This is a genomic window from Variovorax sp. EL159 (genome assembly GCF_900100965.1).
GTDB lineage: Bacteria > Pseudomonadota > Gammaproteobacteria > Burkholderiales > Burkholderiaceae_C > Variovorax.
Window position 1 is genome coordinate 300,169 of the sequence record NZ_FMUJ01000006.1, and the last position, 23,512, is coordinate 323,680.

Sequence of the window (23,512 nt, forward strand, 5' to 3'; positions counted from 1 at the left end):
GCTTCCCGGACAATAGGGGAATGGCCGAAACCTCCCCACGTCACCTGTTGATCCCCTTTGCCGGCCGCGGTTCCCCTGCTTGCCGCGCCGCCCTGCCCACCCTGCGGCTGCCGAACCTCGAAACCCTGCTGCTGCGACTGACCCTGGCCGACACCGACTCGCAGGACGAAAGCACGCGCTCGCCTCCGCATGAACGCGCGCTCGCGCAGGCGCTGGGCATCTCCGCCGCCGATGGCTGCATTCCCTGGGCCGCGCTCGAAGCCCGAAAAACCGGCCTGGCCGCGCCCGGCGACCACGAAGGCTGGGGCCTCGTGACGCTGTGCAACTGGCAGGTCGGCATCGACGACGTGGCGCTGGGCGATCCGTCCGCCATCGAGATCGACGCCGCCGAATCGATGGCCCTGCTGGCTGTCGCGGGCCCGTTCTTCGAAGAAGACGGCATTGCGCTCTACCCCTCCGACACGCCGGGCCGCTGGCTCGCATGCGCGCCCATCTTCGACGGGCTGGCCACCGCTTCCATCGACCGTGCAGTGGGCTTCCCGATCTCGCAGTGGTCACCGCTGGGTGATTCAGCGCGCCCTTTGCGCCGCCTGCAGAACGAAATGCAGATGCTGCTCTACACGCAACGCGTGAACGACGACCGCGCCGCGCGCGGCGTGCCGCCCATCAACTCGTTCTGGCTCAGCGGCACCGGCGCGCTGAAGAACGAGGCAGCGCGACCCGCGGCAACGCCCGAGGTCGACGATGCCCTGCGCATCGCCGCCCTGCGCGACGACGGCGCGGCCTGGGCCGCCGCCTGGCAGGCGCTGGACGCCGGTGCCATCGCCGACCTGCTGAGCGACTACACGCGTGGCGCCGACGTGACGCTCACGCTCTGCGGCGACCGCGCGGCGCAGCGCTACACCGTGCAGCAGCGCGGACTGGCCCGCTGGGCCAAGAGCCTGTTCGATCGCACGCGCGCATCGAGCGTGCTGGAGTCGCTATGAAGATCGTCGCCCGTGAGATCCCGCCGCGCACCGTCTGGGCGCTGGAACAGGCCGGTGTGCATCCGCTGCTGGCGCGCCTTTTCGCGGCACGTGGCGTGCGCGCCAAGGAAGAACTCGACGACGGCCTGGTCCGCCTGCTGCCGCCCGACACGCTGCGCGGCACGCGCGAAGCCGCCGTGCTGCTCGCCGACGCGATGGCGCAAGACAAACGCCTGTGCATCGTGGCCGACTACGACTGCGACGGCGCCACCGCCTGCGCGGTCGGCGTGCGCGGCCTGCGCCTGCTGGGCGCGAAGAACGTGAGCTACCTCGTGCCCGACCGCGTGGTCGATGGCTACGGCCTCACGCCGCCGATTGCCGAGCGCGTGGCCGACAGCGGCGCCGACATGCTGATCACCGTCGACAACGGCATCGCCAGCGTCGAAGGCGTTTTTGCCGCCAAGGCGCGCGGCCTGCAGGTGCTGGTGACCGACCACCACTTGCCCGGGCCCGAGCTGCCGGTGGCCGACGTGCTGGTCAACCCGAACCAACCGGGCTGCGAATTCGAGAGCAAGAGCATCGCCGGTGTCGGCGTCATGTTCTATGTGCTGTTGGCGCTGCGCTCCGAGTTGCGCGCGCGCGGCGTGTTCGACGTGGCAACGCAGCCCAAGCTCGATGCACTGCTGCCGCTGGTCGCGCTCGGCACCGTGGCCGACGTGGTGAAGCTCGACGCCAACAACCGCCGGCTGGTGGCGCAAGGCCTGCGCCGCATCCGCGCGGGCGCGATGCCTGCGGGCGTGGCGGCGCTCTTCAAGGCCGCGGGCCGCAACGCCTCGGTCGCCACCACCTTCGATTTCGGCTTTGCCCTGGGCCCCCGCATCAACGCGGCCGGCCGGCTGGCCGACATGACGCTGGGCATCGAATGCCTGCTGACCGACGACGCGGGCCGCGCCGAAGAACTCGCGCGCATGCTCGACGGCATCAACCGCGAGCGGCGCGACATCGAAGGCGGCATGCGCGACCAGGCGCTGCTGCTGGCCGAATCGCTCTTTGCCGCCGACGGTGAAGGCATCGAAGCCCCACCGCCGGCCATCAGCGTGTTCGACGCGAACTTCCACGAAGGCGTGGTCGGCATCGTGGCCTCGCGCATCAAGGACCGCTTTCACCGGCCGACCTTCGTCTTCGCGGCCAGCGGCGCGCCGGGCAAGGAACAGGAGCTGAAAGGCTCAGGCCGCTCGATCCCCGGCTTTCATCTGCGCGACGCGCTCGACCTCGTCGCCAAGCGCCACCCCGGCGTGCTGCTGCGCTTCGGCGGGCATGCAATGGCGGCCGGCTGCACCGTGGCGCGCGAGCACTTCAAGACCTTCGAACAAGGGCTCGCGCAGGTGGCCGGCGAATGGCTGGCCGCCGCCGCGCTCACGCGGCAGATCGAAACCGACGGGCCCATCGCACGCGAGTACATGCGCATCGACCTCGTCGACACGCTGCACAAGGAGGTGTGGGGCCAGGGCTTTGCGCCGCCGACCTTCAGCGAAGAAGTCGAAGTGGTGTCGCAGCGGCTGGTGGGCGAGAAGCACCTGGCGCTCAAGCTCAAGCACCAGGGCCAGCCGATCGATGCGATCTGGTTCAGCCATACCGAGCCGCTGCCGCCGAAGGTCAAGCTGGCGTTCCGGCTCGATGCGGACGAGTGGCAGGGCGTGCGGCGCCTGCGCTTCCTGGTCGAAGGCGCGGAGTTCTAGCCTTTCAGCCGGGCCCCAGGCCGGTGACATAGGGGTCACAGGGGACGCCCGCATCCGGGCTTCGGAGATACGATCGGTTACTTTCGTATTCCACAAGAAGAACTTCGAGACGCCCGGATGCCTTCCTGCCATGTCCCCCTCTCTTCCACCGGCCCGCGGCCATGATCGACGGCGTGAGCTACGGCCTGCTGGCAGGCCTCATGGTGTGCGGCCTCGTCCTGCTGCTGGCGTTTCGCGCGACGGTCCATAGCTACTACGCGCTGGCCTGCGCCTGTGCGCTGGTCGCCTTTGCCGGCCTGAACGGCCTCGCGTTGCGCACGCCGCCCGCGTCGTCCGCCCATTGGCCGGCGGTGGCGCTGGTGTTGTGGACGGTCTGCCGCCTGCAGTTCGGGCGGCAGTTGCTGCGGCTCAAAGACTTCGCGCCACGCCTTGACCGGGTTGCGCAGGCCACGCTGGCCATCTTCGCAGTCGCCGCGCTTTACGCGGCCGTCGAAACGCAGCTCGTGTGGACGCTGCGCGTGGTGCAGGCACTGGTGGTGGCCTCGACGGTGCTTCTTGCGGTCGGCGCGGTGATGGCGCTGCGCCGCCTGCCCTGGCCGTCGGCGCTGTTCCTGGCCGGCATGGTGCTGCTGCTCGGCGGCATCTCGGCCACGCCGATGTCGATCTGGCTCGATCCGGCCTGGGTGCCCCGCCGGATGAATTTCGCGCAGGCCGCCGTGATCGCGGAACTGCTGGTGTTCGCCGCCGCCATGGGCGTGCGCCTGCGGACCGAACAGGCGCTCGAAACGCGCGTGCAGCGCAAGGTCGAAGACCTGGGCACCGACGCATTGACCGGCGCCACCAGCCGCGCCGGCTTCGAGAGCCGCGGCAAGGACTGGCTGCGCGAGGGCCGCCCCTTCTCGTTGATGCTGGCCGACCTGAACGGCTTCAGGCGCGTGAACGAACGGCACGGCCGCGCGGGCGGCGATGCCGTGCTGGCCGCCATGGCCCGGCGCCTGCGCCAGCAGGTGCGTGCGGACGACATGGTGGCCCGGCTCGGCGGCGACGAGTTCGCGATCCTGCTGGTCGGCACACCGGCGCGGCAGAAGCTCGCGGAAATGGCCATCCGCATGCTGACGGCCGGCGCGCGGCCGGTCGAGCACGACGGCCGGCTGCTCGCGGGCGGCGAGCTGAACTTCGGCATCGCCAGCCACCCCGCCGATGGCGACACGCTCGAAAGCATCGTGCAGGCGGCCGAACGCGCGCTGCGCCATTGCGAGCAGCAACGGATGGGCCCGGCCTATGCGTTCGCGAACGAGGTGGCCTCATGAATGAATTTTTCGTACCCCTCGGCACGCGGGGCGCCGTGCATCATTCGGGCATGAGATTTCCTTCATTCCCATCGCCCGTTTCTTGCGCACCACCGAAGGCCCGGCTGTCACGTTTCTGACAGGTCGGGCTTTCACATCGGGCCTTTATCCTCGCAAGGTGACACAGCGTGCTGGGGCACGCGGGCGGGACGCATCGCGCGGGCCCTCACGCCCCATGCCCAGGCACCGTTGTTGCGCCGATCCATTCGCCACATGCAGCGCCGACAGGGCGCATCGTCGATTCACAGGAGGACGTTTTTTCCATGCGCCGTTTTGAACTGATCGAAGGAACCGCCAGCAAATTCTGGGAAGTGGAGCAGGCCGACACCGACCTCAACATCCGATGGGGCCGCATCGGCACCGCAGGCCAGAGCCAGACCAAGTCTTTCGCCGACGCCACCAAGGCAGCCGCACAACTGACCAAGCTGGTGGCCGAAAAAACCGGCAAGGGCTACAGCGAAGTCGGCGTGGCCGCGAACGCGGCCATCGGCAAGACCGAAGCCAGGCCGAAGCCCGAAACCGCCTCCGAAGAAAAAGCAGCCGCGCCCGCACGCGCACCCGCAGCAGCGAAGCCTGCGGCAACGGCCGGCGACAACACCGCCAGCGCACCTGTGCAAGAAGAAGCCGCAGCCCCTGCCAGCGAAAGCATCGACAGCCAGGCCGACCGCGTGTTCGAAGCCGTGCGCGCCAAGATGGAAGCGGGCGAACTCACGAGCACGGACACCTTGTCCCCCGGCACGCTCAAGCGCCAGCATGGCGTGAGCGAGCAAGGCGCGGCGCTGGCGTTCAAGCGGCTCAAGGCCGAGGGCCTGCTGGATGGCTGGGGCACCAGTTGCACGCCCGCCAAGGACGCGCAGGCGATCGCCAGGCAACTCGGTGCGGCCGCATCGCAGGCCGCTGCGCAGGCACCTGCCGCGCCATCGGTCGCGGAGCTGCCCGTCGATGCCGACACACCGCCCTGGCTGGCCGGCGGCACGCCCGTGCGGCTCTCGCCCGAGATGCTGCGCCAGGCCTTCCCCTCGCGCCGCTTCCCATCCAAGCCGGCCGCCACCACGAGCGTGGCCGCCACCTGGCTGCTGGTGCGCCGCAAGCTCGACCCGAAGGTCGATGTGAGCAACAGCGATGCGGCCCTGCAGCCCGCGGTGCAACGCATGCTCGATCGCGTGGCGCTGCCCGAACCGCCGGCCGATGCCGAATCCGACACCGTGCTGCTGGCGCTGGCGCTGAGCACCGGCGGCTACTACGGGGAAAACGAGCCCGGCGAGGTGGTGGCGAACTACCTGGTGGCGCAATACGGCCTGCCCGGTGCCATCGACCTCCTGCTCGCTGCACAGAAGATCCAGGTGCAGACCGACTACGACCGGCAGGCCCAGGCCCGCCGCAGCAGCTTCGGCAGCGCGGTGAGCCGCGCCATGGGCAACAGCTACCACGGGCCGCTCGGACAGGGCGAGCAGGCATTGCGCGCGCACCTTGCCGGCGCTGCCCCTGATGTCTGGCAAGACTGCCGCGACCGGATCGAAGCCGCGCTGCCCGGCATCCACCCCAGCCGCCAGCCCACGCTGGCCCTGATGCTGCCCGACGCTCCCGAAATCTCGAATGCGCTTGTGCATTCGCTCGCGGCCGAAAAGGACACGCCCGAAACCATGCATTGGCTGCTGCTGACGGCCACCGACCCGGCCGCCATCGCGCTGGCCGCCAAGGTCCGCCTCAGCTATTCGAGCGGCTTCTGGGGCGACAGCCACATGACCAGCACGCTGGTGCAAGAGCGCGGCACCGAGGCCGTGCCCGTGCTCGAGCGCGGCGCCGCCAACGACGACGCGGGCGATGCGCTCGCCTGCATCGGCACGCCCGAGGCCGTGCAGGCGCTGGCCCGCGTGGCGAGCAATTCGAAGGGCGCGCTGGCGCGCCTTGCGCTCTCGGTCGACCGCTGGCCGATGGCCGCCATCGCTGCGCTGTCGCGCCTGGTGGCCACTGGTGGCAAGGACGCCAACCTCGTCACGCCCAGCCTCACGCGCCTGCTGCGCGCCCATGGCGCCGCCCTGCCCGCGCTGCGGCCCTGGCTGGACGCCGGCGCGCAGGCCGTCATCGACAAGCAGCTCGCGCTGCTGTCCGGTCCCGCCGAAGTGGCTGGTGCCGATGAATTGCCGCCCGTGCTGGCCGCGCCGCCATGGCTTGCCAAGGTGCAGAAGAAGGCCGCCGGCACGCTGGTGCTGGAGCCGCTGCCACTGCCCGCGGTGGAGCAATGGAACGAAGGCGAACGCGAGTCCGCGCTGCGCCTGAACTCATGGCAGGTGAACCGCCATGCATCGGCACGGCAGAACGTGGAGGTGCTGCTCGACGAGCTGGGCTTCGACAAGAAAAAGCAGAAGACGATCGCCCCGCTCGGCGAAGCTGCCGCGGCCGCCATCCGGGCCGGCGATGCCGGCGCCCTGATCGACAACTGGCGCGCGATGGTGGCCGAGCGCAAGAAGGAGCGCTACTACTGGTTCACCTTCAACTCGAGCTATGCCGCGCTGCTGCCGGCCGCCATCGGCGTGCCCTTCTGGAACGCGGTGGCCGGTGAGACGGAAAGCGACGACATCGGGATGATGCTGGCCACCCACGGCCTGGCGGTGCTGCCGGGGCTGACCTCGATGGTGCGCTCGAAGCCGACCGAAAACCTGTCGTATGCGCTCAACTACGGCGCCCCCGGACTGGCGGCGCCGGCCGCGCGCGCCTTCGCCAAGCTCAAGACCCTGCGTGCCACCGGCCGCGAATGGCTGCTGAAGTTTCCCGAGCACGCGGCCTGCGGCCTGATCGCGCCGGCGCTGGGCAAGGCCGGCGAGGCACGCGACTGCGCGGGCTCGGCGCTGCGCCTCTTGCAAGCCAATGGCCACGAGGCGCTGCTGCTCGACGTGGCCGGCCGCTACGGCCAGCCCGAGGTGGTGCAGGCGCTGCGCGCCGTGCTCGACGAAAGCCCGCTCGACCGCTTTCCCACCAAGCGCGCCAAGCTGCCCGAGTTCTGGCAGCCGCGCGGCTGGCGCCGGCCGACGCTCAGGAATGGCAAGGCCCTGCCCGACGAGGCGCTCGACCATCTCGGCCAGATGCTGACCTTTCCGACCAACGAGGAAATCTACGGCGGCATCGCCATGGTGAAGGAAGCCTGCGACGCCGACTCGCTGGCCGAGTTCGCGTGGGACGCGTTCAGCGCCTGGCTCGACGCCAGCGGCCCGAGCAAGGAAGGCTGGGCGCTCACCGCGCTGGGCCTGTTCGGCAACGACGAGACGGCACGCAAGCTCACGCCCTTCATTCGCGCGTGGCCCGGCGAAGCGGCGCATGCCCGCGCCGTGACCGGCCTGGACGTGCTGGCCACCATCGGCAGCGACGTCGCGCTGATGCTGCTCAACGGCATCGCGCAGAAGGTCAAGTTCAAGGGCCTGCAGGACAAGGCGCGCGAAAAGATCGACACCATCGCCGAGGCGCGCGGCCTGAGCACCGAGGAACTCGAAGACCGGCTCGCGCCCGACCTCGGCCTCGACGAGCAGGGCACGATGCTGCTCGACTTCGGCCCGCGCGCCTTCAAGGTCGGCTTCGACGAAGCGCTCAAGCCCTATGTGCGCGAAAGCACCGGCGGTGCGAATGGCAGTGTCGACGGCGCACGGCTGCCCGACCTGCCCAAGCCCAAGAAGACCGACGACGCCGAGCTGGGCAAGGAAGCCGTCGAGCGCTTCAAGCTGCTCAAGAAAGACGTGCGCACCATCGCGAGCCAGCAGCTGCTGCGCCTCGAAGTGGCGATGTGCGCGCGCCGGCGCTGGACGCCCGAGGTGTTCCGCACCTTCCTGGTCGAGCATCCGCTGGTGCGCCACATCGTGCAGCGGCTGATCTGGGGCGTGTATGTGGTGGAAGGCGGCGGCAACTACGGCGGCACGCTGCAGGCGTGTTTCCGCGTGGCGGAAGACGGCAGCTACACCACGGCCGAAGACGACGCCTTCGATCTTCCCGAAGGCGAGAACATCCGCATCGGCGTGCCGCATGCGCTGGACCTGTCGGCCGCCGACGCCGGCGCCTTCGGCCAGGTGTTCGCCGACTACGAGCTGCTGCAGCCCTTCGCGCAGATCGGCCGCGACGTCTACACCCTGACCGACGAAGAAAAGAAGAGCCTGAAGCTCGAACGCTGGAAAGACGTCAAGGTGCCCACCGGCCGCGTGCTGGGCCTGGTCAACAAGGGCTGGCGCCGCGGCCAGGCGCAGGACGCGGGCTGCATCTGGTACTTCAGCAAGCCGCTGGGCACGAACCGCGTGATCGAGCTGAGCCTCGACCCCGGCATCATCGTCGGCATGGTGGACGAGTACCCCGAGCAGACGCTGGGCCAGGTGCAGGTCGGCAAGCCCTCGGGCTGGGGCGACATGCGCGACGCCGAAACGCTGAACCTGCTCGATCCGATCTCTGCAAGTGAACTGATCCGCGACATGGAAGGCCTGCGGGCATGAATGCCGCAATCACGCGGCTGCGCCCCTGGCTGCTGGCCGCGGGGTTGCTCGGGGCCATGGCTCCCGCGACCGCCCGTGTGGCGGCACCCGAGGTGCCGCCGCAGGTCGACACCGTGGCCGCCGGCGGCGAATGGCGCTCGGCCCGCGACAGCGGGGTGCTGCGCATCGTGATCGTTCACCAGGGCTTCGAACACGTGCACTCTCGGCTGTGGATCGAATGGCTGGCGGTCGGCGAACGCGGCACGCCACGGCGGGTGGCGCGCGTGCTGGTGAAGGAGCTGTCGAACGGCATGAACGTCATCGACGTCGGCAACCGGCGCGAGACCTTCCAGGACGGGCGCATCCGGCTGCGTGCCACCCACACCTATTCGCACGAAAGCTCGGACATCACCATCGAGACCGGCAAGCCCGGCCAGTACAAGCTCCTCTAGTTTCATCAGCACCCACCATGGCCACATCCAGCAAAAGCTCCAAAGACACCGGTGCACCGCAAACGCCAACGCAACTGCAGCGCCCGCCGGCCGAGATCCAGTACGCCGCGCAACTCGCACGGCTGCAGGCGCAGGACAAAGACCCGCGTCCGCCCGGCTGGGCGCTGGGCCTGAAGGCCGCGCGCGCCTTCATCCTGGGCGATGCGTCGCTCGACATCGCGCCCAAGATCGTCGCGCCCGTGGCCAGCATCGAACGCATGCTGGTGACGCTGGCCACCGGCCGCGGGTTGATGCTGGTGGGCGAGCCGGGCACGGCGAAGTCGATGCTGTCGGAGCTGCTGGCCACGGCCATCTCGGGCATTTCGACACTCACCATCCAGGGCGGTGCCTCGATCACCGAAGACCAGATCAAGTACGGCTGGAACTACGCGCTGCTCATCAACGAAGGGCCGAGCCCGCGTGCGATGGTGCCGGCACCGCTGTATCTGGGCATGCAGAAAGGCCAGGTGGTGCGCTTCGAGGAAATCACGCGCGCACCGCTCGAGGTGCAGGACTGCCTGCTCGGCATGCTGTCGGACCGCGTGATGGCGGTGCCCGAGCTGTCGGGCGAGCACGGCATGCTCTACGCGCGCGAGGGCTTCAACATCATCGCCACCGCCAACACGCGCGACCGCGGCGTGAACGAGATGAGCGCGGCGCTCAAGCGCCGCTTCGACTTCGAAACCGTGTTCCCCATCCTCGACTTCGACCGCGAACTGGCGCTGGTGCAGGAGTCGTCGACGCGCCTGCTGGCACAGAGCGGCATCCCCAAGACCATTCCCGCGCCGGTGCTGGAACTGCTGGTGTCCACCTTCCGCGACCTGCGCGGCGCGCCGGCCAAGGAAGGCGGCAATGGCAACAACAGCAATGGCGGCGACGCAGCGATGGACCGCCTCACGGCCGTGATGTCCACCGCCGAGGCCGTGAACGTGGCGCATGCGGTGGGTGTTCGCGCGTGGTTCCTCGAACAGCGCGAAGGCTCGCCGGCCGACCTCGTCGACTGCATCGCGGGCACGGTGGTGAAAGACAGCGCGGACGACCGCGCGAAGCTGCGCCGCTACTTCGAGCAGAAAGCCGCCAAGCGCAACGGCGCGCACTGGCGCGCGTACTACGAGGCGCGGCATCGTCTTCCCTGAGCGTGCGGCCATGACACAGCCCCACATCGTCGGTGTGCGCCACCACAGCCCCGCTTGCGCGCGGCTGGTGGCCGAGCGCATCCGCACCTTGCGCCCGTCGTACGTGCTGATCGAAGGGCCGGCCGATTTCAACGAACGACTCGACGAGCTGTACCTGCCGCACCGGTTGCCGGTGGCGATCTACAGCTACCTCTCGGGCGACGAAACGCATCGCGGCTCGTGGTCGCCCTTTGCCGAGCACTCGCCCGAGTGGCAGGCGCTGCAGGTGGCGCGCGAAACGGGCGCGCAGGTGCGCTTCATCGACCTGCCGGCGTGGCACGACGCCTTCTCGCGCATGGAGAACCGCTATGCCGACGTGGCCGATGCGCAGCATGAAGAGCGCGCCGAAGCCTACGAACGCGCGCTGACCGAGAAGCTCTCGGTGCAAGGGCGCGACGCGCTGTGGGACCACCTGTTCGAAGACGGCTGCGACGCCGCCGAACTGGCGCAGCGCCTGGCCACCTACTTCGAGCATCTGCGCGGCGAAGACCCTGGCTCGCTGGGCAACCAGGCGCGCGAACAGATGATGGCGCGCTGGATCGCCTGGGCGATGGCGCAGCCGGCCGAGCCGGGCCGCACGCAGGCGCTGGTGGTGTGCGGCGGCTACCACGCGCCCGCGCTGGCACGGCTCTGGCGAAAAGAGCCGGCCGACCTGCCCGCAACGCCGGCGCCCTCGCTCGAAGCCTCCGATGAAGCAGGCCGCAGTGCCGGAGCCGATGCCCCGCTGCGCTTCGGCTCCTACCTCGTGCCCTATACCTTCAAGCGCCTCGATGCCTTCGCCGGCTATGCCTCGGGCATGCCCTCCCCGGCCTACTACCAGTGGGTCTGGGAGCATGGCCCCGAGGGTGCCGCGCACCGCGCGCTGCAGCATGTGATGCAGCGGCTGCGCGACAAGAAGCTGCCCGCCTCCACCGCCGACCTGATGGCCGTGCACCTGCGCGCGCAGGGCCTTGCACGGCTGCGTGGCCACGAGAAGCCGTTGCGCTCCGATTGGCTCGACGCGCTGGCCGGCGCGCTGGTGAAAGACGCGCTCGATGCGCCCTTGCCCTGGACCTATCGCGGCGCGATCCGCCCCGGCACCGACCCGGTGCTGGTGCAGGCCATGGACGTGCTGGCCGGCGACACCGTCGGCCGCCTCGCGCCCGGCACGCCGCAGCCGCCGCTGGTGGCAGCGGTGGCGGCCGAGCTGGCGGCGCACGACATCGTGCTGCGCGGCCAGCTCAAGATCGACCTGCTGGCCGACGCCGACCGCGCGAAGAGCCGCGTGCTGCATCGCCTGTCGATCCTTCGGCTGCCCGGCGTGCGCCGTACGCAGGGGCCGGCGCTGGCCATGTCGGGCGAACGCACCGAAATCTGGGCGCTGTCCGAGCCGCTGGAGCAGCAGGCCGCGCTGATCGAGGCCGGCGCCTGGGGTGCGAGCCTGCATGACGCGGCACGCGCCCGGCTCGAAGACGATCTGCGGCGGGCACAAGGCCGCATCGGGCCGCTGGCCGATGGGCTCAACCGGGCCGCGTGGGCGGGGCTGTCGGCACTCAGCGATTCGCTGCTGCGCGAGCTGCAGGGCGCCATCGCCAACGAGCCGCGCTTCGAGGCGCTGGGCCCGGCTCTGTCGGTGCTGCACATGCTGCTGCGCCACGGCCAGATGCTGGGCATGGCCGATGCGCCGGTGCTGCGCGTGGTGATCGAGTCGGGCTTCGACCGCGCGCTGTGGCTGCTGGAGCCGCCCGCCGCCGTCATGCCGGCCGACATGCAGGCGCATCTGCAGGCGCATCTGGCATTGCGCCAGATCGTGGCCGACGTGCTGGCCCATGCGGCCGACACATCGCACGACGCACACGCACCGGCCCTGCTCGACGTGGAGCCGGCGCGCGCTCTCGCGGTCTGGCAACGCAAGGCCGCCGACGCCAGCGGCGCGCCGGTGAGCCGCGGCGCCGCGCTGGGCGCCACGCTGAGCCTGGCGGGCCGCACGGCCGGCACGCAGACGCCGCACGACGATGCAGGCGCAGGCGTGAACGAGGCGATGCAGCTGCTGCATTCGCTGCCCGCACCGGTGCTCGGCGATGCGCTCACCGGCCTGCTGGCGCTGGCGCGCGAAACGCTGTCGTCCGAACCGGCCTTCGTCCGCGGCATGGACCGCACGGTGCAGGCGCTGGACAACGCCGACTTCGTGCGCGCCATGCCCAGCCTGCGCGCCGCCTTCTCCTGGCTGCCGCCACAAGAGCGCGGCCTGCTGGCCGAACAAGTGCTGACGTTGCACGACGCCAAGCACCTGTCGCGCCGCGCGCTCACCGCACCGCACGCCGGCGAAGTCGCGCCCGAAGCACTGGCCCAGGCGCGCATGGTCGAAGACGCCGTGCTCGCACGCCTTGCGGCCTGGGGCGTCACGCTCGACAACGACGACAAGGATTTCGACGGGAGCCCCCGCCCATGAGCCTGGACATTCCCGATCCGCTGCAACGCTGGCGCCTGCTGCTGGGTGACCCGGCCGAAGCGTCCTGCGGCAGCCTTGGCGCCGAGGCGCAGGCCGCCGACGCCGCACTCGACTGGCTCTACGGCCGCGACGGCGATCGCGCCAGCCGCGGCGAACGCAGCGCGGGCCTCGGCCCCTCGGCGCTCAGCACGCCCGACTGGATCAACACCATTCACACGCTCTTTCCGAAGGAAGTGATCGAGCGGCTGGAGCAGGACGCGGTCGAGCGCTACGGCATCGACGAGGTGGTCACGAATCTTGAAGTGCTGGAGCGCATCGAGCCTTCCGAATCGCTGCTGCGCGCGGTGCTGCACACCAAGCACCTGATGAACCCGCAGGTGCTCGCGGCCGCGCGCAAGCTCGTGGCCGAGGTGGTTCGCCGCATCATGGAAAAGCTCGCCACCGAAGTGCGGCAGGCCTTCAGCGGCAGCCGCGACCGGCGCCGCCGCTCGCGCATGAAGATCGCGCGCAACTTCGACTTCAAGCAGACGCTGGCCGCCAACCTGCACCGCTACGACCCGGAACGCCGCAAGCTCTATGTGGAGCGGCCGGTGTTCATCAGCCGCACCAAGCGGCACACGGAGCTGTGGGACATCATCCTGCTGATCGACCAGAGCGGCTCGATGGTCGATTCGGTGATCCACAGCGCGGTGATGGCCGCCTGCCTGTGGCAACTGCCCGGCATGCGCACGCGGCTGGTGGCCTTCGACACGGCGGTGGTCGACCTCACCTCCGATGTGTCGGACCCGGTCGAGCTGCTGATGAAGGTGCAGCTGGGCGGCGGCACCGACATCGCGAAGGCGGTGGCCTATGCGCAGTCGCTGATCGCCAATCCGCGCAAGAGCATCGTGGTGCTGGTGAGCGACTTTTATGAAGGCGGCAGCGAGCACGAACTGGTGCGCCGCGTGAAGGCGCTGGTCGAGTCGGGTGCGAAGGTGCTCGGGCTGGCCGCGCTCGACGCGCAGGCCGAGCCGGCCTTCGACCGCGAGATGGCCGCACGGCTGGTGCGCGAGGGCGCGCAGATCGGCGCGATGACGCCGGGCCAGCTCGCGGGCTGGCTGGCCGAGAAGGTGCAGGGATGAGCGCAATGACTCCCCCCGGATTGCGCACCGACCTGCTCGAACTCACGCCCGAAGCGCTGACGGCGCTGGCCAATGCCGGCTTCGTCAAGCGGGCGCAGAAAGACGTGGCGGCCGGCCTGCTGCCACGGCTGGAGATCGGCGCGGACGGCGTGGTCCAGGCCCACTTCGACGATGGCGTGCGCACCAGCCTGCCGACCGGGCGCACGCTGCGCGACGCGCAATGCAGCTGCCCCGCCAGCGGCATGTGCAGGCACCGGGTGATGCTGGTGCTGGCTTATCAGGCGCAGGCGGCTTCGGCTGCGGCCACGCAGCAGGCCGAAGCCACGCCGACCCACGACAACGCCGAAGCGCCCACGGAAGCCGGCGGCGCATGGAGCCCCGCCGAATTCGACGATGCCGCGCTGGCGGCCAGCCTCGCGCCTTCCGTGCTCGAACAGGCGCACAAGCTCGCCCTGGCACGGCCCGTGGTCGGCGTGCAGGCGTGGCGCAGCGCCAGTGCGCCGCCGGTGGCGCGGCTGCCGATGTGCAGCGTGCGCTTCTTCTCGCGCAGCTCGCTCGTGCACGCACGCTGCGACTGCAAGCAGGGCAGCGGCTGCGCGCACGTGGTGATCGCGCTCTGGGCCTTCCGGCAGGCAGGAGCGCTGCAGCCGGGCTCGGCCGAAGTCATGGTCGAAGTGCAGTCGCCGGCCTCGAACGGCGCGGACACCGGCAGCAGCGCACCACAGCCGATGCAAGGCGCGGCCGCCCAAACGCTGCGCACGCAGATCGACGCCCTGCTGCTGTCGCTCTGGCTCGACGGATCGAGCCAGCCGCTGATGGCGCTGGCGGCGCGCTTCGAGGCCGTGCGCGACCAGGCACGCGCGCTGGCCTGGAACTGGATCGACGACGCGCTCGACGAACTCTGGCAACTGCTGCAGGCGCAGCAGGCACGCAGCAGCCGCTTCGAGCCCCTGCGGCTGGTGCGCGTGCTGGCCGAGCTGTGGGCGCGGCTGCAGGCGGCCGCCCATGCCGAGCGCCCGCAGCAGACGCGGCCCGCGCTGCTGGCCAGCCAGATACTGGGCATCGGCGTGAAGGGCGAAGTCGCGCTCGACCACCTGCGGCTGGTGTCGCTCGGTGCTGAACTCTGGTCCGACGAAACAGGCGAAGGCGCGAGCATTCTCTTTGCCGACCCCGACACGCAGAACGTGACGGTGCTGGAGCGCCAGTGGACGCGGGCGGCGGACATCGCCGCCGGCGGGACCGCGCCCAACCTGCTGGGCCGCCGCGTCGCGGGCTTTCCACTGCGACAACTGGCGAGCGGGCAGGTCATCACCAAGACCGCGACGCGGCGCGCCAACGGGTTGGTCGACATCACGGCGGGCGCGCGCCAGACCGGCGTGCTGCCGCTGTCGCCGAAGTCGTGGGACGACCTCGTCGCGCCGCTGCGGCAAGACAGCATCGCCGCGCTGGTGGCGCACCTGCGCGACGCGCCACCGGATTTCCTGCGGCCGCGACAGGCCGCGAGCGGCGCATCGGCCGGTGCGTCGGGGCAACTGCACGTGGTCGGCTTCGAACGCGTGGAGGTCGCGTCCTGCCACTGGGATGCGGCGGCGCAGGTGCTGCACGCGAGGCTGGGCCAGGCGGCGGCCGATGAGACACAAGACGCGGATGAGCGCGGCGACGCTGAACTGCTGCACCTGGCGTTGCCGCATCGCGCCGTGTCGCCCGGTGCCGTCGATGCGCTGGCGCGCGCGCTCGCGGGCGAATGGGGCGCTCTGCGCGCGGTGGCGGGCACGGTGCACCTGCAGGGCGGCCGCGCCGTCATGCAGCCATTGAGCCTGCTGACGGCACAGCGCGCCGTGGTGCTGCAGGCCGAAGCAGTGGCACCGCAGCCGCTGGCCCTGCAGAGCGATGCGGAGGAAACGCCCGAGTTGAATGCACTGGCCGCCGACACGCTCGAGCTGCTCGCGCTGTGGCTGCGCCAGGGGCTGCGGCACCAGGGCGGCGGCGCGTTGTCGCGGGCCGAGGCGCAGGTGCTGCGCTTGAAGCAGTCAGGGCTGGGGCATGGCGCGAGCTTGCTGGGCGCCGTGCTGGAGAACATGCGGTCCGCGCAGCGGCCGGCGCTGGTGGCGCAACTGGCGATGCTGGGGCTGTTGATGCAGGGTGTTGCGCAGTCGGGCGGGGAAAGCGCGCGGCGCTAGCTGAGCCTTGCGTCCGGCGCAGGTTGGATGCCGCCGGCACCCTGCTTCATCTTGATCGTCTTGGCCCACCGGTGACCCCACTGCGCAATCGGCCGCTCGAACCACCGATAGAGGACATCAGCCACCAGCAGTGCGACGGCAAGGCCGCTGAACAGCAGGAAGGGCCCGAAGAGCGTGCCAGGAAACACGAAGATCACGGCCTGCACCGCCATCACCTGGACCAGGTACATCGCATACGAGCGCTGACCGATAAAGACGAACGGCCGCCATGCCAGCGCACGGCTCACGTAGGTGCTGTTGACAATAAGCGAAGGCATCAGCAGCCCGACCAGCAGGCTGAACACGACGATCAACGTCGCATGACCGAGGCGTGCCTCGATGAGATCGCCTCGCCGGTACCAGACGAACAGCACGAAGGTGATGATGAACGCGGCCTTGTTGGTCATGAGGCCGCGCAGCCTGTTGAACAAGGTGCGCGAATGCATGGCAACGGCAATGAGCGCCCCCAGGATCAACCCGAAATAGAACCAGGGGGTGAACCAGGCGGGATAGAGGTTGCCGATCAGGAGAATGCTCGTCATCGCGAGACAGAGCAGCGCCAGGGCAAGGCTGGAGGCCGGCGTGCGTCCGAACAGGGCGAACAGCAGCGGCCACACCAGGTAGTACTTCCACTCCACGCCCAGCGACCAGGTGATGGCCAACGGCGACGATCCGGCGAACTCGTTCAGGAAGGTCAACATGTAAGGCGTTGCTGCCTTCATTTCGCTCCAGGCCTGCCCTCCCGAGAAATAGCTCAGGACCATGACCGCCAGGTACACAAGAAAATAGACGGGCATCAGCCGCGTGCTGCGCCGGATATAGAACGCCTTCAGCGATACGAAGCCGGTGGCATCCCGTTCGCGCAGCAGCAGCGTGGTGATGAGAAAGCCGGAGAGCACGAAGAACACGTAGACACCCAGCCAGCCGGTCCGCGTGCCCGACATTTCCCCCCCGAAATGAACCGCGAAAACCAGAAAGACCGAGATCGCCCGCAGCCCATCCAGGGCGGGAAAGTAGTTGGTCTTCAGGTAGACATCGTGGTCCGGAACTTCTTTTTGTTCGCGCATTCGGCGGGCTTCACTGAAAAGTGGCGCTCAATGAAAAATCCCCGAATTTTCTGGAAATCCTGGGGATTTGGATGCCCTGAGTGATCCAGGGCTGTGTGATGGTGCCGCTTGTCGGAATCGAACTGACGACCTTCCGCTTACAAGGCGGGTGCTCTACCAATTGAGCTAAAGCGGCGTATTTTTCTCTGCGGGATTCTAGCCGCGCCACGGTGCCCCACCCGGGGCACCGGTGCTGGCGTCTACTTGACGCGCTTGAGCGACGGCCTGGAACCGCCGCCAACCGGCGGGCGCGGTGGTTCGTCGACCGGGTCGGCCGGGCTGGCCTCGACCGTCTCGTCGGCGTCCTCGCCCGTCACCAAGTGGACGATCTTGCCTGCATCGCCTTCGGTGCCGCGCGACGCATCGCGCAATGGCATGCGCGCCGGTCCGGTGTGTGCCGGTACGGTGGGCTGCGCATCGCCGTTGTTGTTGCCAGCGTCCGCTGCGGCAGGCGCAGGCGCGGGAAACGCCATGCCCTGACCGTTCTCGCGCGCATAGATCGCGATCACGCGCCCCACCGGCACGCTGATTTCACGCGCGCTGCCCGCGAAACGGGCCTTGAACTCGATGAAATCGTTGCCGAGCTTGAGCGAACTGGTCGCGTCGAAGCTGATGTTGAGCACGATCTCGCCGTTCTTCACGTATTCGCGCGGCACCTGGACGGTGTCGTCGACCTGCACCGCGACATAGGGCGTGAACCCGTTGTCGGTGCACCATTCGTACAGCGCCCGAATGAGGTACGGGCGGGTGGAAGACGACTCGAGCGCGTTGATCATGAAAATTTTCTACCGTGCAATCAATCGCCAACCCGGACTTTTCGCGAAACACCGCGGAACCGGCTCTGCCGGACCGCAGGTGCTGCCCCCGCAAGGGGGTTGGCGAAGCGACACGAAGTGCGCGAAGCCTGGGGGCGAGCCTATTTACTTGCGCATGACCTTTTCGGAGGGCGTGAGCGCTTCGATGTAGGCCGGACGCGAGAAGATGCGCTCAGCGTACTTCAGAAGCGGCGCCGCGTTCTTGCTGAGGTCAATGCCGTAGTAGTCGAGGCGCCAAAGCAGCGGCGCAATGGCCACGTCGAGCATCGAGAAGTTGTCACCCAGCATGTACTTGTTCTTGAGGAACACCGGGGCCAGCTGCGTGAGGCGGTCGCGGATGTGCGAGCGGGCCTTTTCGAGCGCCTTGTCGTTGCCCTTGGCGGTGCGGTTCTCGAGCGTCGAGACGTGCACGAAGAGTTCCTTCTCGAAGTTGAGCAGGAACAGGCGCACGCGGGCGCGGTCGACCGGGTCGCCGGGCATCAGCTGCGGATGCGGGAAGCGCTCGTCGATGTACTCGTTGATGATGTTCGACTCGTACAGGATCAGGTCGCGCTCGACCAGGATCGGCACCTGGCCGTACGGGTTCATCACGCTGATGTCTTCGGGCTTGTTGTAGAGATCGACGTCGCGGATCTCGAAGTCCATGCCCTTTTCGAACAAGACGAAGCGGCAGCGGTGGGAAAACGGGCAGGTCGTTCCTGAATACAAGACCATCATGGCGAAAGACTCCTAAAAATCAAAAAGAGTGGGTCGCGTTGGCAACCCACTCTGTGGGACCGGATGCACGAGGCGCCCGGTCGGGGTGGACGGAACTACTTGACGTCTTTCCAGTACGAGGCGTTCAGTCGCCACACGAAAACCACGGACATGGCCAGGAACAGCAGCACCCAGACGCCGATGCGAATACGGGTGTTCTGCGCGGGCTCGGCCATCCATTGCAGGTAGCTCACCAGGTCGCCCACCGCATTGTCGTACTGCACGGGTGTCAGGGTGCCGGGAGTGACTTGCTCCCAGCCCTTGAACACTTCGGTTTCGTGACCGTGCTGTTCGACCTTGGTGTAGACCGGCCGGCGTTCGCCCTGCAATTCCCACAGGGGGTTCGGCATGGCGACGCTCGGGAACGCGAGGTTGTTCCAGCCGGTGGCCTTGGTGTCGTCGCGGTAATACGTGCGGAGATACGTGTAGAGATAGTCTGCGCCGGTGCCGCCGTGGCCGGCGCGCGAACGCGCGACCAGCGTCAGGTCGGGTGGCGTCGTGCCGAACCAGTCCTTGGCCTGGCGCGGGTCGATGTTGGCCTTCATGGTCTCACCGACCTTGTCGGTCGTGAACAGAAGGTTGTCCTTGATCTGCTGCTCGGTGATGCCGATGTCCTGCAGGCGGTTGTAGCGCATGAAGGCTGCCGAGTGGCAGTTCAGGCAGTAGTTGACGAACAGCTTGGCGCCGTTTTGCAGGGCGACCACGTCGTTGGTCTTGGGATTCGCCTTGTCCCAGGCAATGCCCTCGGACTCGGCGGATGCCGTTGCGGAGAAGGTCAGGCCCAACGCGAGACCCAGGACCGCGAGCCAGCCGGAAATTCTTTTCTTCATCGTGTTTCTCTCAGCTCTTGGCGCTACTCAATGGGCGGCGAAGACCACGCGCTCGGGCACGGTCTTGAACTCGCCCTTGCGGCTCCACCAGGGCATCAGCAGGAAGAAGCCGAAATACACCAGCGTGCCGATCTGCGAGATGGTCTGCGCGATGTCCAGCTTGAACGAACCGATGGCCAGTTCGCCCCAGACGCCCGGCGGCTGGATGCCCAGGTAGCCCAGGATCAGGAAGAAGAAGACGAAGAGGCCATACACATACTTGTGCCAGCTCGGACGGTAGCGGATCGACTTGACTTCGCTGTGGTCGAGCCACGGCAGGAAGAACAGGATGATGACCGAGCCGCCCATGATGACCACGCCCCAGAACTTGGCGTCGAAGGACTTGAGCAGGAAGATCGCGACGGCGGCCACGACCACGATCGCAACCTTGAGCGCCGTGCCCGACTTGCCCTTGACGAAGTTCCAGATGGCGGCGGCCGCGATGATCAGCGAGAACACGTTGACCATGTCGTCGGTGGTTGCGCGCAGCATCGAATAGAACGGCGTGAAGTACCAGACCGGGGCGATGTGGTTCGGCGTCTTCAGCGAGTCGGCCGGAATGAAGTTGTTGTACTCGAGGAAGTACCCACCGGCTTCAGGCGCGAAGAAGATCACCGCCGAGAAGATCGTGAGGAACACCACCACGCCGAAGATGTCGTGCACCGTGTAGTACGGATGCGACGGAATGCCGTCGAGCGGATGGCCGTCGGGACCGCGCTTGGCCTTGATCTCGATGCCGTCGGGGTTGTTCGAACCCACTTCGTGCAGCGCGATCAGGTGGGCCACCACCAGGCCGAGCAGCACCAGCGGCACGGCGATCACGTGGAAGCTGAAGAAGCGGTTCAGCGTGGCGTCGCTCACCACGTAGTCGCCGCGGATCAGCAGGGCCAGGTCAGGACCGATGAACGGGATGGCGGCGAACAGGTTCACGATCACCTGCGCGCCCCAGTACGACATCTGGCCCCAAGGCAGCAGGTAGCCCATGAAGGCTTCGGCCATCAGGCACAGGAAGATCGCGCAGCCGAACACCCAGATCAGCTCGCGCGGCTTGCGGTAGCTGCCGTACATGAGGCCGCGGAACATGTGCAGGTACACCACGATGAAGAACGCCGAGGCGCCCGTCGAGTGGATGTAGCGGATCAGCCAGCCCCATGGCACGTCGCGCATGATGTACTCGACCGAGGCGAACGCCTGGGCCGCATCGGGCTTGTAGTGCATCACCAGGAAGATGCCGGTGACGATCTGGATCACCAGGACCAGCATCGCCAGTGAACCGAAGATGTACCAGAAGTTGAAATTCTTCGGTGCGTAGTACTTGCCCCACTGGTCGTTCCAGAGCTTGCTCAGCGGGAAACGGTTGTCGACCCAATTCAGCAGCTTTTCGCTGGCGGGGGCGTTGGGGGAAACTTCGTGGAATTCAGCCATGTTCTTCGACTCCCTCAGGCCTTCTTGCTGTCTTCGCCGATGAGCAGGCGGGTATCAGACAGGTACATGTGCGGAGGCACCGGGAGGTTGTCGGGCGCGGGCTTGTTCTTGAAGACGCGGCCGGCCAGGTCGAAGGTGGAGCCGTGGCAGGGGCAGAGGAAGCCGCCTTCCCAGTCGGCGGGCAGCGAGGGCTGCGGGCCGGCCTGGAAGCGGTCGCTCGGCGAGCAGCCCAGGTGGGTGCAGATGCCGACCACGACCAGCACTTCGGGCTTGATCGAGCGGTGCTCGTTCTGCGCGTACTTGGGGGTGAATTCGTCAGGGTGACGCTTGGACAGCGGATCGGCCAGTTGGCCGTCCAGCTTGGGGAGTTCGGCGACCTGTTCGGGGGTGCGCTTGAGGATCCAGACCGGCTTGCCGCGCCACTCGACGGTCATTTTCTCGCCGACCTTGAGGGCCGAGATGTCGACTTCAACCGCTGCGCCGGCGGCCTTGGCCTTCTCCGAGGGCTGAAATGTGCTCACGAAAGGGATGGCGGTGGCCACGCCGCCCACTACGCCGGCACAGCTGGATGCGATCAACCACGTCCGTTTGCCTGTGTCGATCCGGGGCGAGCCGGAGGTCATGTCACTCATGGGGATCCTCTTTGTCTTCTTCGCTGGAGCAGGGTCAACCCTAGGCTTGAACAGGGTCAACCCGCGATTGTAGCGGGGCGGTGGGGGAGAATTCAACGGGCGCAATGTGCCAGACCTGCGTCCGGCCGTGCGGCAGGACGCGGTCGCGCACCGGCGACGAGAGCCGTCGCCGCCCTGGTCTTCAGTTCAGAAGACCGTGCTGCATCGCCTCATGCACCGCCTGCGTCCGCGACTTCACGGACAGCTTGCGGTAGATGCTCTTGGCGTGAAACTCGATGGTGTTGACCGACAGGTAGACCGCTTCGGCGATCTGCCTGTTGCTCCAGCCTTGCGCGATCAAACGCAGCACCTTGAGTTCGCGTGGCGACAGTAGGCCCTGCGGCGTCTTTGCATCCGCCTGCGCATTGGCAGCCGGTGCCTGCACGCGGATGGGTTCGATGGTCCGCGCCTTCGCCGACGCGGCGATCGAAGAGAGGATGCGCCTAGCAATGCGCGAATCCATCGGCGCGCCGCCGCGCTCGATCGAGCGCAGCAGATAGGCAAGTTCGATCTCGTCCGCTTCGGTCAGCAGGTAGCCGATGGCGCCGGCGGAGATCGCGGCGCTCACCAGTTCGTGGTCGTCCGTGGCCGACATCCCGATGCTTTCGATGCGCGGGTAGGTCTGGCGCACGTGCATCAGCAGCGAGACACCGTCGCGGCTTGGCAGGCGCATGTCGACCAGCACCAGGTCGTAAGGCAGCGAAGCCAGCAGGCTGCAGGCTTCGGCGCGGCTGGATGCGATCACGATGCGTCGACGCGGCCCGAGCTCGGCAAGGATGCGTCGCATCCGTTCGGCCACCGCGAGATCGTCCGCAACGATCAGCGCGGCATGGAAGACACCCCCATACAACTGCGACGCCGACAGTGCCGGCTGCGGCGCGGCGCAATGGATGCTCATGTCCATGACCGCTCTCCCTCAATGGCCCGGCGGACCGTACCCGCGGATGCATTGGCAATGCTCAAAAACAAATTGACCATGCGACGTCCCTCTGACTCTTTGGCTACCCATGGGTAGCTTCGAAATGTTGACTTTCGTTTCAGATGTCGCAGGAACGATGCCCACACGAAAACGAGCCGGGCCAAACAGCCACGCAGTTGCGTGTACTACTTTGATTTCGTTGAAGAAATTGCGAAAAAAGGGCCTCGCCGCGCGGCCCTGAACGGGCCTTCGGAGGGCCGTTTTTACGTCGTTGTTACGGGCGGGTTACCGCGCGTGTTACGTAGCACCGCGCCACGCGAAGCACGCGCCGCATTGCATGTCGCGCGCTCGTTCGATGTTTTGTTCGATGCCCGCGAAGCCGCATGTACGTTGGCTTCGCGAGCCTCTCACCGTTTTTTCGATGACGCATCGAATGCATCGAGAACCTCAAGAACTACGGATACCGGTGATGTTCAGCAAGGCACCCCATTCCTAGCATCAGTTGCATTGGGTAACGCAATGAAACCCAACCCTGCTTCCACGCGACAAGGGCGCTTGGAAGACCAGATCTGGCAACTGATTCATCTAGGAAAAAGGTCCAAATGACTACATCCAAGCGCTCCACTGTTCGCTCTTTCATCATTCAACGTCCGGGCGTCGGTCGACTTCTCGCTTCGGTGCTTCTCAGTGCCGGATATGTGATGACTCTGCCTGTTGCGCAGGCGCAGGTGACGATCAACGGGGTGGCAGTCAGAGTGGGGAATGGGCCTGGAAACAACACCACACCCAACATCGGCGGCCCGCTCGATGCACCCGACGGTATATCCACGTCGACCCTGACCGCGAGCAGCATCACCTCCGGCACGGTCTCGGCAGGCAGCATCACCGCAACGCGCGTGACCACCACCAGCCTCAGTACGACGTCGGCCACGGCCGGCAGCCTGACCTCCACCAGCATCAGCACGACCTCTCTCACCGCAGGTACTGTGTCGGCAGGCAGCGTCAGCGCGGGC

The 23,512-nt window shown here is 67.7% G+C and carries 16 protein-coding genes, 1 tRNA gene and 1 pseudogene; 10 read left to right on the plus strand and 8 right to left on the minus strand.

The window, feature by feature from the left end; genetic code table 11:
* Positions 1–20: 20 nt before the first annotated feature.
* The 9 genes from BLQ28_RS25365 to BLQ28_RS25405 all read left to right on the plus strand — a co-directional run bounded on the left by BLQ28_RS25365 (position 21) and on the right by BLQ28_RS25405 (position 15,899).
* Entirely contained in the window at positions 21–986 is a 966-nt protein-coding gene (locus tag BLQ28_RS25365; RefSeq protein WP_093246019.1) for a hypothetical protein, read from the plus strand.
* The gene (gene recJ, locus BLQ28_RS25370) at positions 983–2,704 is read left to right on the plus strand and encodes a single-stranded-DNA-specific exonuclease RecJ (RefSeq protein WP_093246021.1); all 1,722 of its coding nucleotides are present in this window, start codon (positions 983–985) and stop codon (positions 2,702–2,704) included. The genes BLQ28_RS25365 and recJ overlap by 4 nt, the downstream gene beginning before the upstream one ends.
* A gap of 161 nt (positions 2,705–2,865) precedes the next feature.
* Positions 2,866–4,014: a GGDEF domain-containing protein gene (locus BLQ28_RS25375; protein ID WP_093246022.1), complete on the plus strand. Its 1,149-nt coding sequence runs from the start codon at positions 2,866–2,868 to the stop codon at positions 4,012–4,014.
* 302 nt (positions 4,015–4,316) lie between these two features.
* Positions 4,317–8,522 carry a DUF4132 domain-containing protein gene (locus BLQ28_RS25380; protein WP_093246024.1) on the plus strand — a complete coding sequence of 1,402 codons (4,206 nt, stop codon included), beginning with the start codon at positions 4,317–4,319 and terminating at the stop codon, positions 8,520–8,522.
* The gene (locus BLQ28_RS25385) at positions 8,519–8,953 is read left to right on the plus strand and encodes a hypothetical protein (RefSeq protein ID WP_093246025.1); all 435 of its coding nucleotides are present in this window, start codon (positions 8,519–8,521) and stop codon (positions 8,951–8,953) included. Before BLQ28_RS25380 ends, BLQ28_RS25385 begins: the two co-directional genes overlap by 4 nt.
* Positions 8,954–8,970: 17 nt before the next feature.
* The gene (locus tag BLQ28_RS25390) at positions 8,971–10,128 is read left to right on the plus strand and encodes an ATP-binding protein (protein ID WP_093246027.1); all 1,158 of its coding nucleotides are present in this window, start codon (positions 8,971–8,973) and stop codon (positions 10,126–10,128) included.
* A gap of 10 nt (positions 10,129–10,138) precedes the next feature.
* A complete protein-coding gene (locus tag BLQ28_RS25395; RefSeq protein WP_093246028.1) occupies positions 10,139–12,598 on the plus strand; it encodes a DUF5682 family protein in 2,460 nt (819 codons plus the stop codon).
* Entirely contained in the window at positions 12,595–13,719 is a 1,125-nt protein-coding gene (locus tag BLQ28_RS25400; RefSeq protein WP_093246029.1) for a VWA domain-containing protein, read from the plus strand. Before BLQ28_RS25395 ends, BLQ28_RS25400 begins: the two co-directional genes overlap by 4 nt.
* Before the next feature lie 5 nt (positions 13,720–13,724).
* Positions 13,725–15,899: an SWIM zinc finger family protein gene (locus tag BLQ28_RS25405; RefSeq protein WP_093246031.1), complete on the plus strand. Its 2,175-nt coding sequence runs from the start codon at positions 13,725–13,727 to the stop codon at positions 15,897–15,899.
* Here the strand turns inward: BLQ28_RS25405 and BLQ28_RS25410 are convergent.
* The 8 genes from BLQ28_RS25410 to BLQ28_RS25445 all read right to left on the minus strand — a co-directional run bounded on the left by BLQ28_RS25410 (position 15,896) and on the right by BLQ28_RS25445 (position 22,484).
* A complete protein-coding gene (locus BLQ28_RS25410) occupies positions 15,896–17,005 on the minus strand; it encodes an acyltransferase family protein (protein WP_093246033.1) in 1,110 nt (369 codons plus the stop codon). The two genes, BLQ28_RS25405 and BLQ28_RS25410, sit on opposite strands and share 4 nt — an antisense overlap.
* Before the next feature lie 99 nt (positions 17,006–17,104).
* Positions 17,105–17,180: transfer RNA gene (locus BLQ28_RS25415), tRNA-Thr, on the minus strand.
* A gap of 64 nt (positions 17,181–17,244) precedes the next feature.
* Positions 17,245–17,820: a ClpXP protease specificity-enhancing factor gene (locus BLQ28_RS25420; RefSeq protein WP_093246034.1), complete on the minus strand. Its 576-nt coding sequence runs from the start codon at positions 17,818–17,820 to the stop codon at positions 17,245–17,247.
* A gap of 144 nt (positions 17,821–17,964) precedes the next feature.
* Positions 17,965–18,576: a glutathione S-transferase N-terminal domain-containing protein gene (locus BLQ28_RS25425; RefSeq protein WP_081266420.1), complete on the minus strand. Its 612-nt coding sequence runs from the start codon at positions 18,574–18,576 to the stop codon at positions 17,965–17,967.
* A 95-nt stretch (positions 18,577–18,671) separates the two neighbouring features.
* Positions 18,672–19,445 carry a cytochrome c1 gene (locus tag BLQ28_RS25430; RefSeq protein WP_093246036.1) on the minus strand — a complete coding sequence of 258 codons (774 nt, stop codon included), beginning with the start codon at positions 19,443–19,445 and terminating at the stop codon, positions 18,672–18,674.
* A gap of 27 nt (positions 19,446–19,472) precedes the next feature.
* Positions 19,473–20,909 (minus strand): cytochrome b, encoded by a 1,437-nt coding sequence (locus BLQ28_RS25435; RefSeq protein ID WP_093246037.1) that lies wholly within the window; start codon positions 20,907–20,909, stop codon positions 19,473–19,475.
* Positions 20,910–20,923: 14 nt separating this feature from the next.
* Positions 20,924–21,541 (minus strand): ubiquinol-cytochrome c reductase iron-sulfur subunit, encoded by a 618-nt coding sequence (gene petA / locus BLQ28_RS25440; protein WP_093246038.1) that lies wholly within the window; start codon positions 21,539–21,541, stop codon positions 20,924–20,926.
* A gap of 181 nt (positions 21,542–21,722) precedes the next feature.
* Complete coding sequence (locus BLQ28_RS25445; protein WP_093246040.1) at positions 21,723–22,484, minus strand: response regulator transcription factor; 762 nt, start codon at positions 22,482–22,484, stop codon at positions 21,723–21,725.
* A 617-nt stretch (positions 22,485–23,101) separates the two neighbouring features.
* Here BLQ28_RS25445 and BLQ28_RS33085 point away from each other — a divergent pair.
* A pseudogene (locus BLQ28_RS33085) lies at positions 23,102–23,512 on the plus strand (hypothetical protein); the annotation flags it as partial.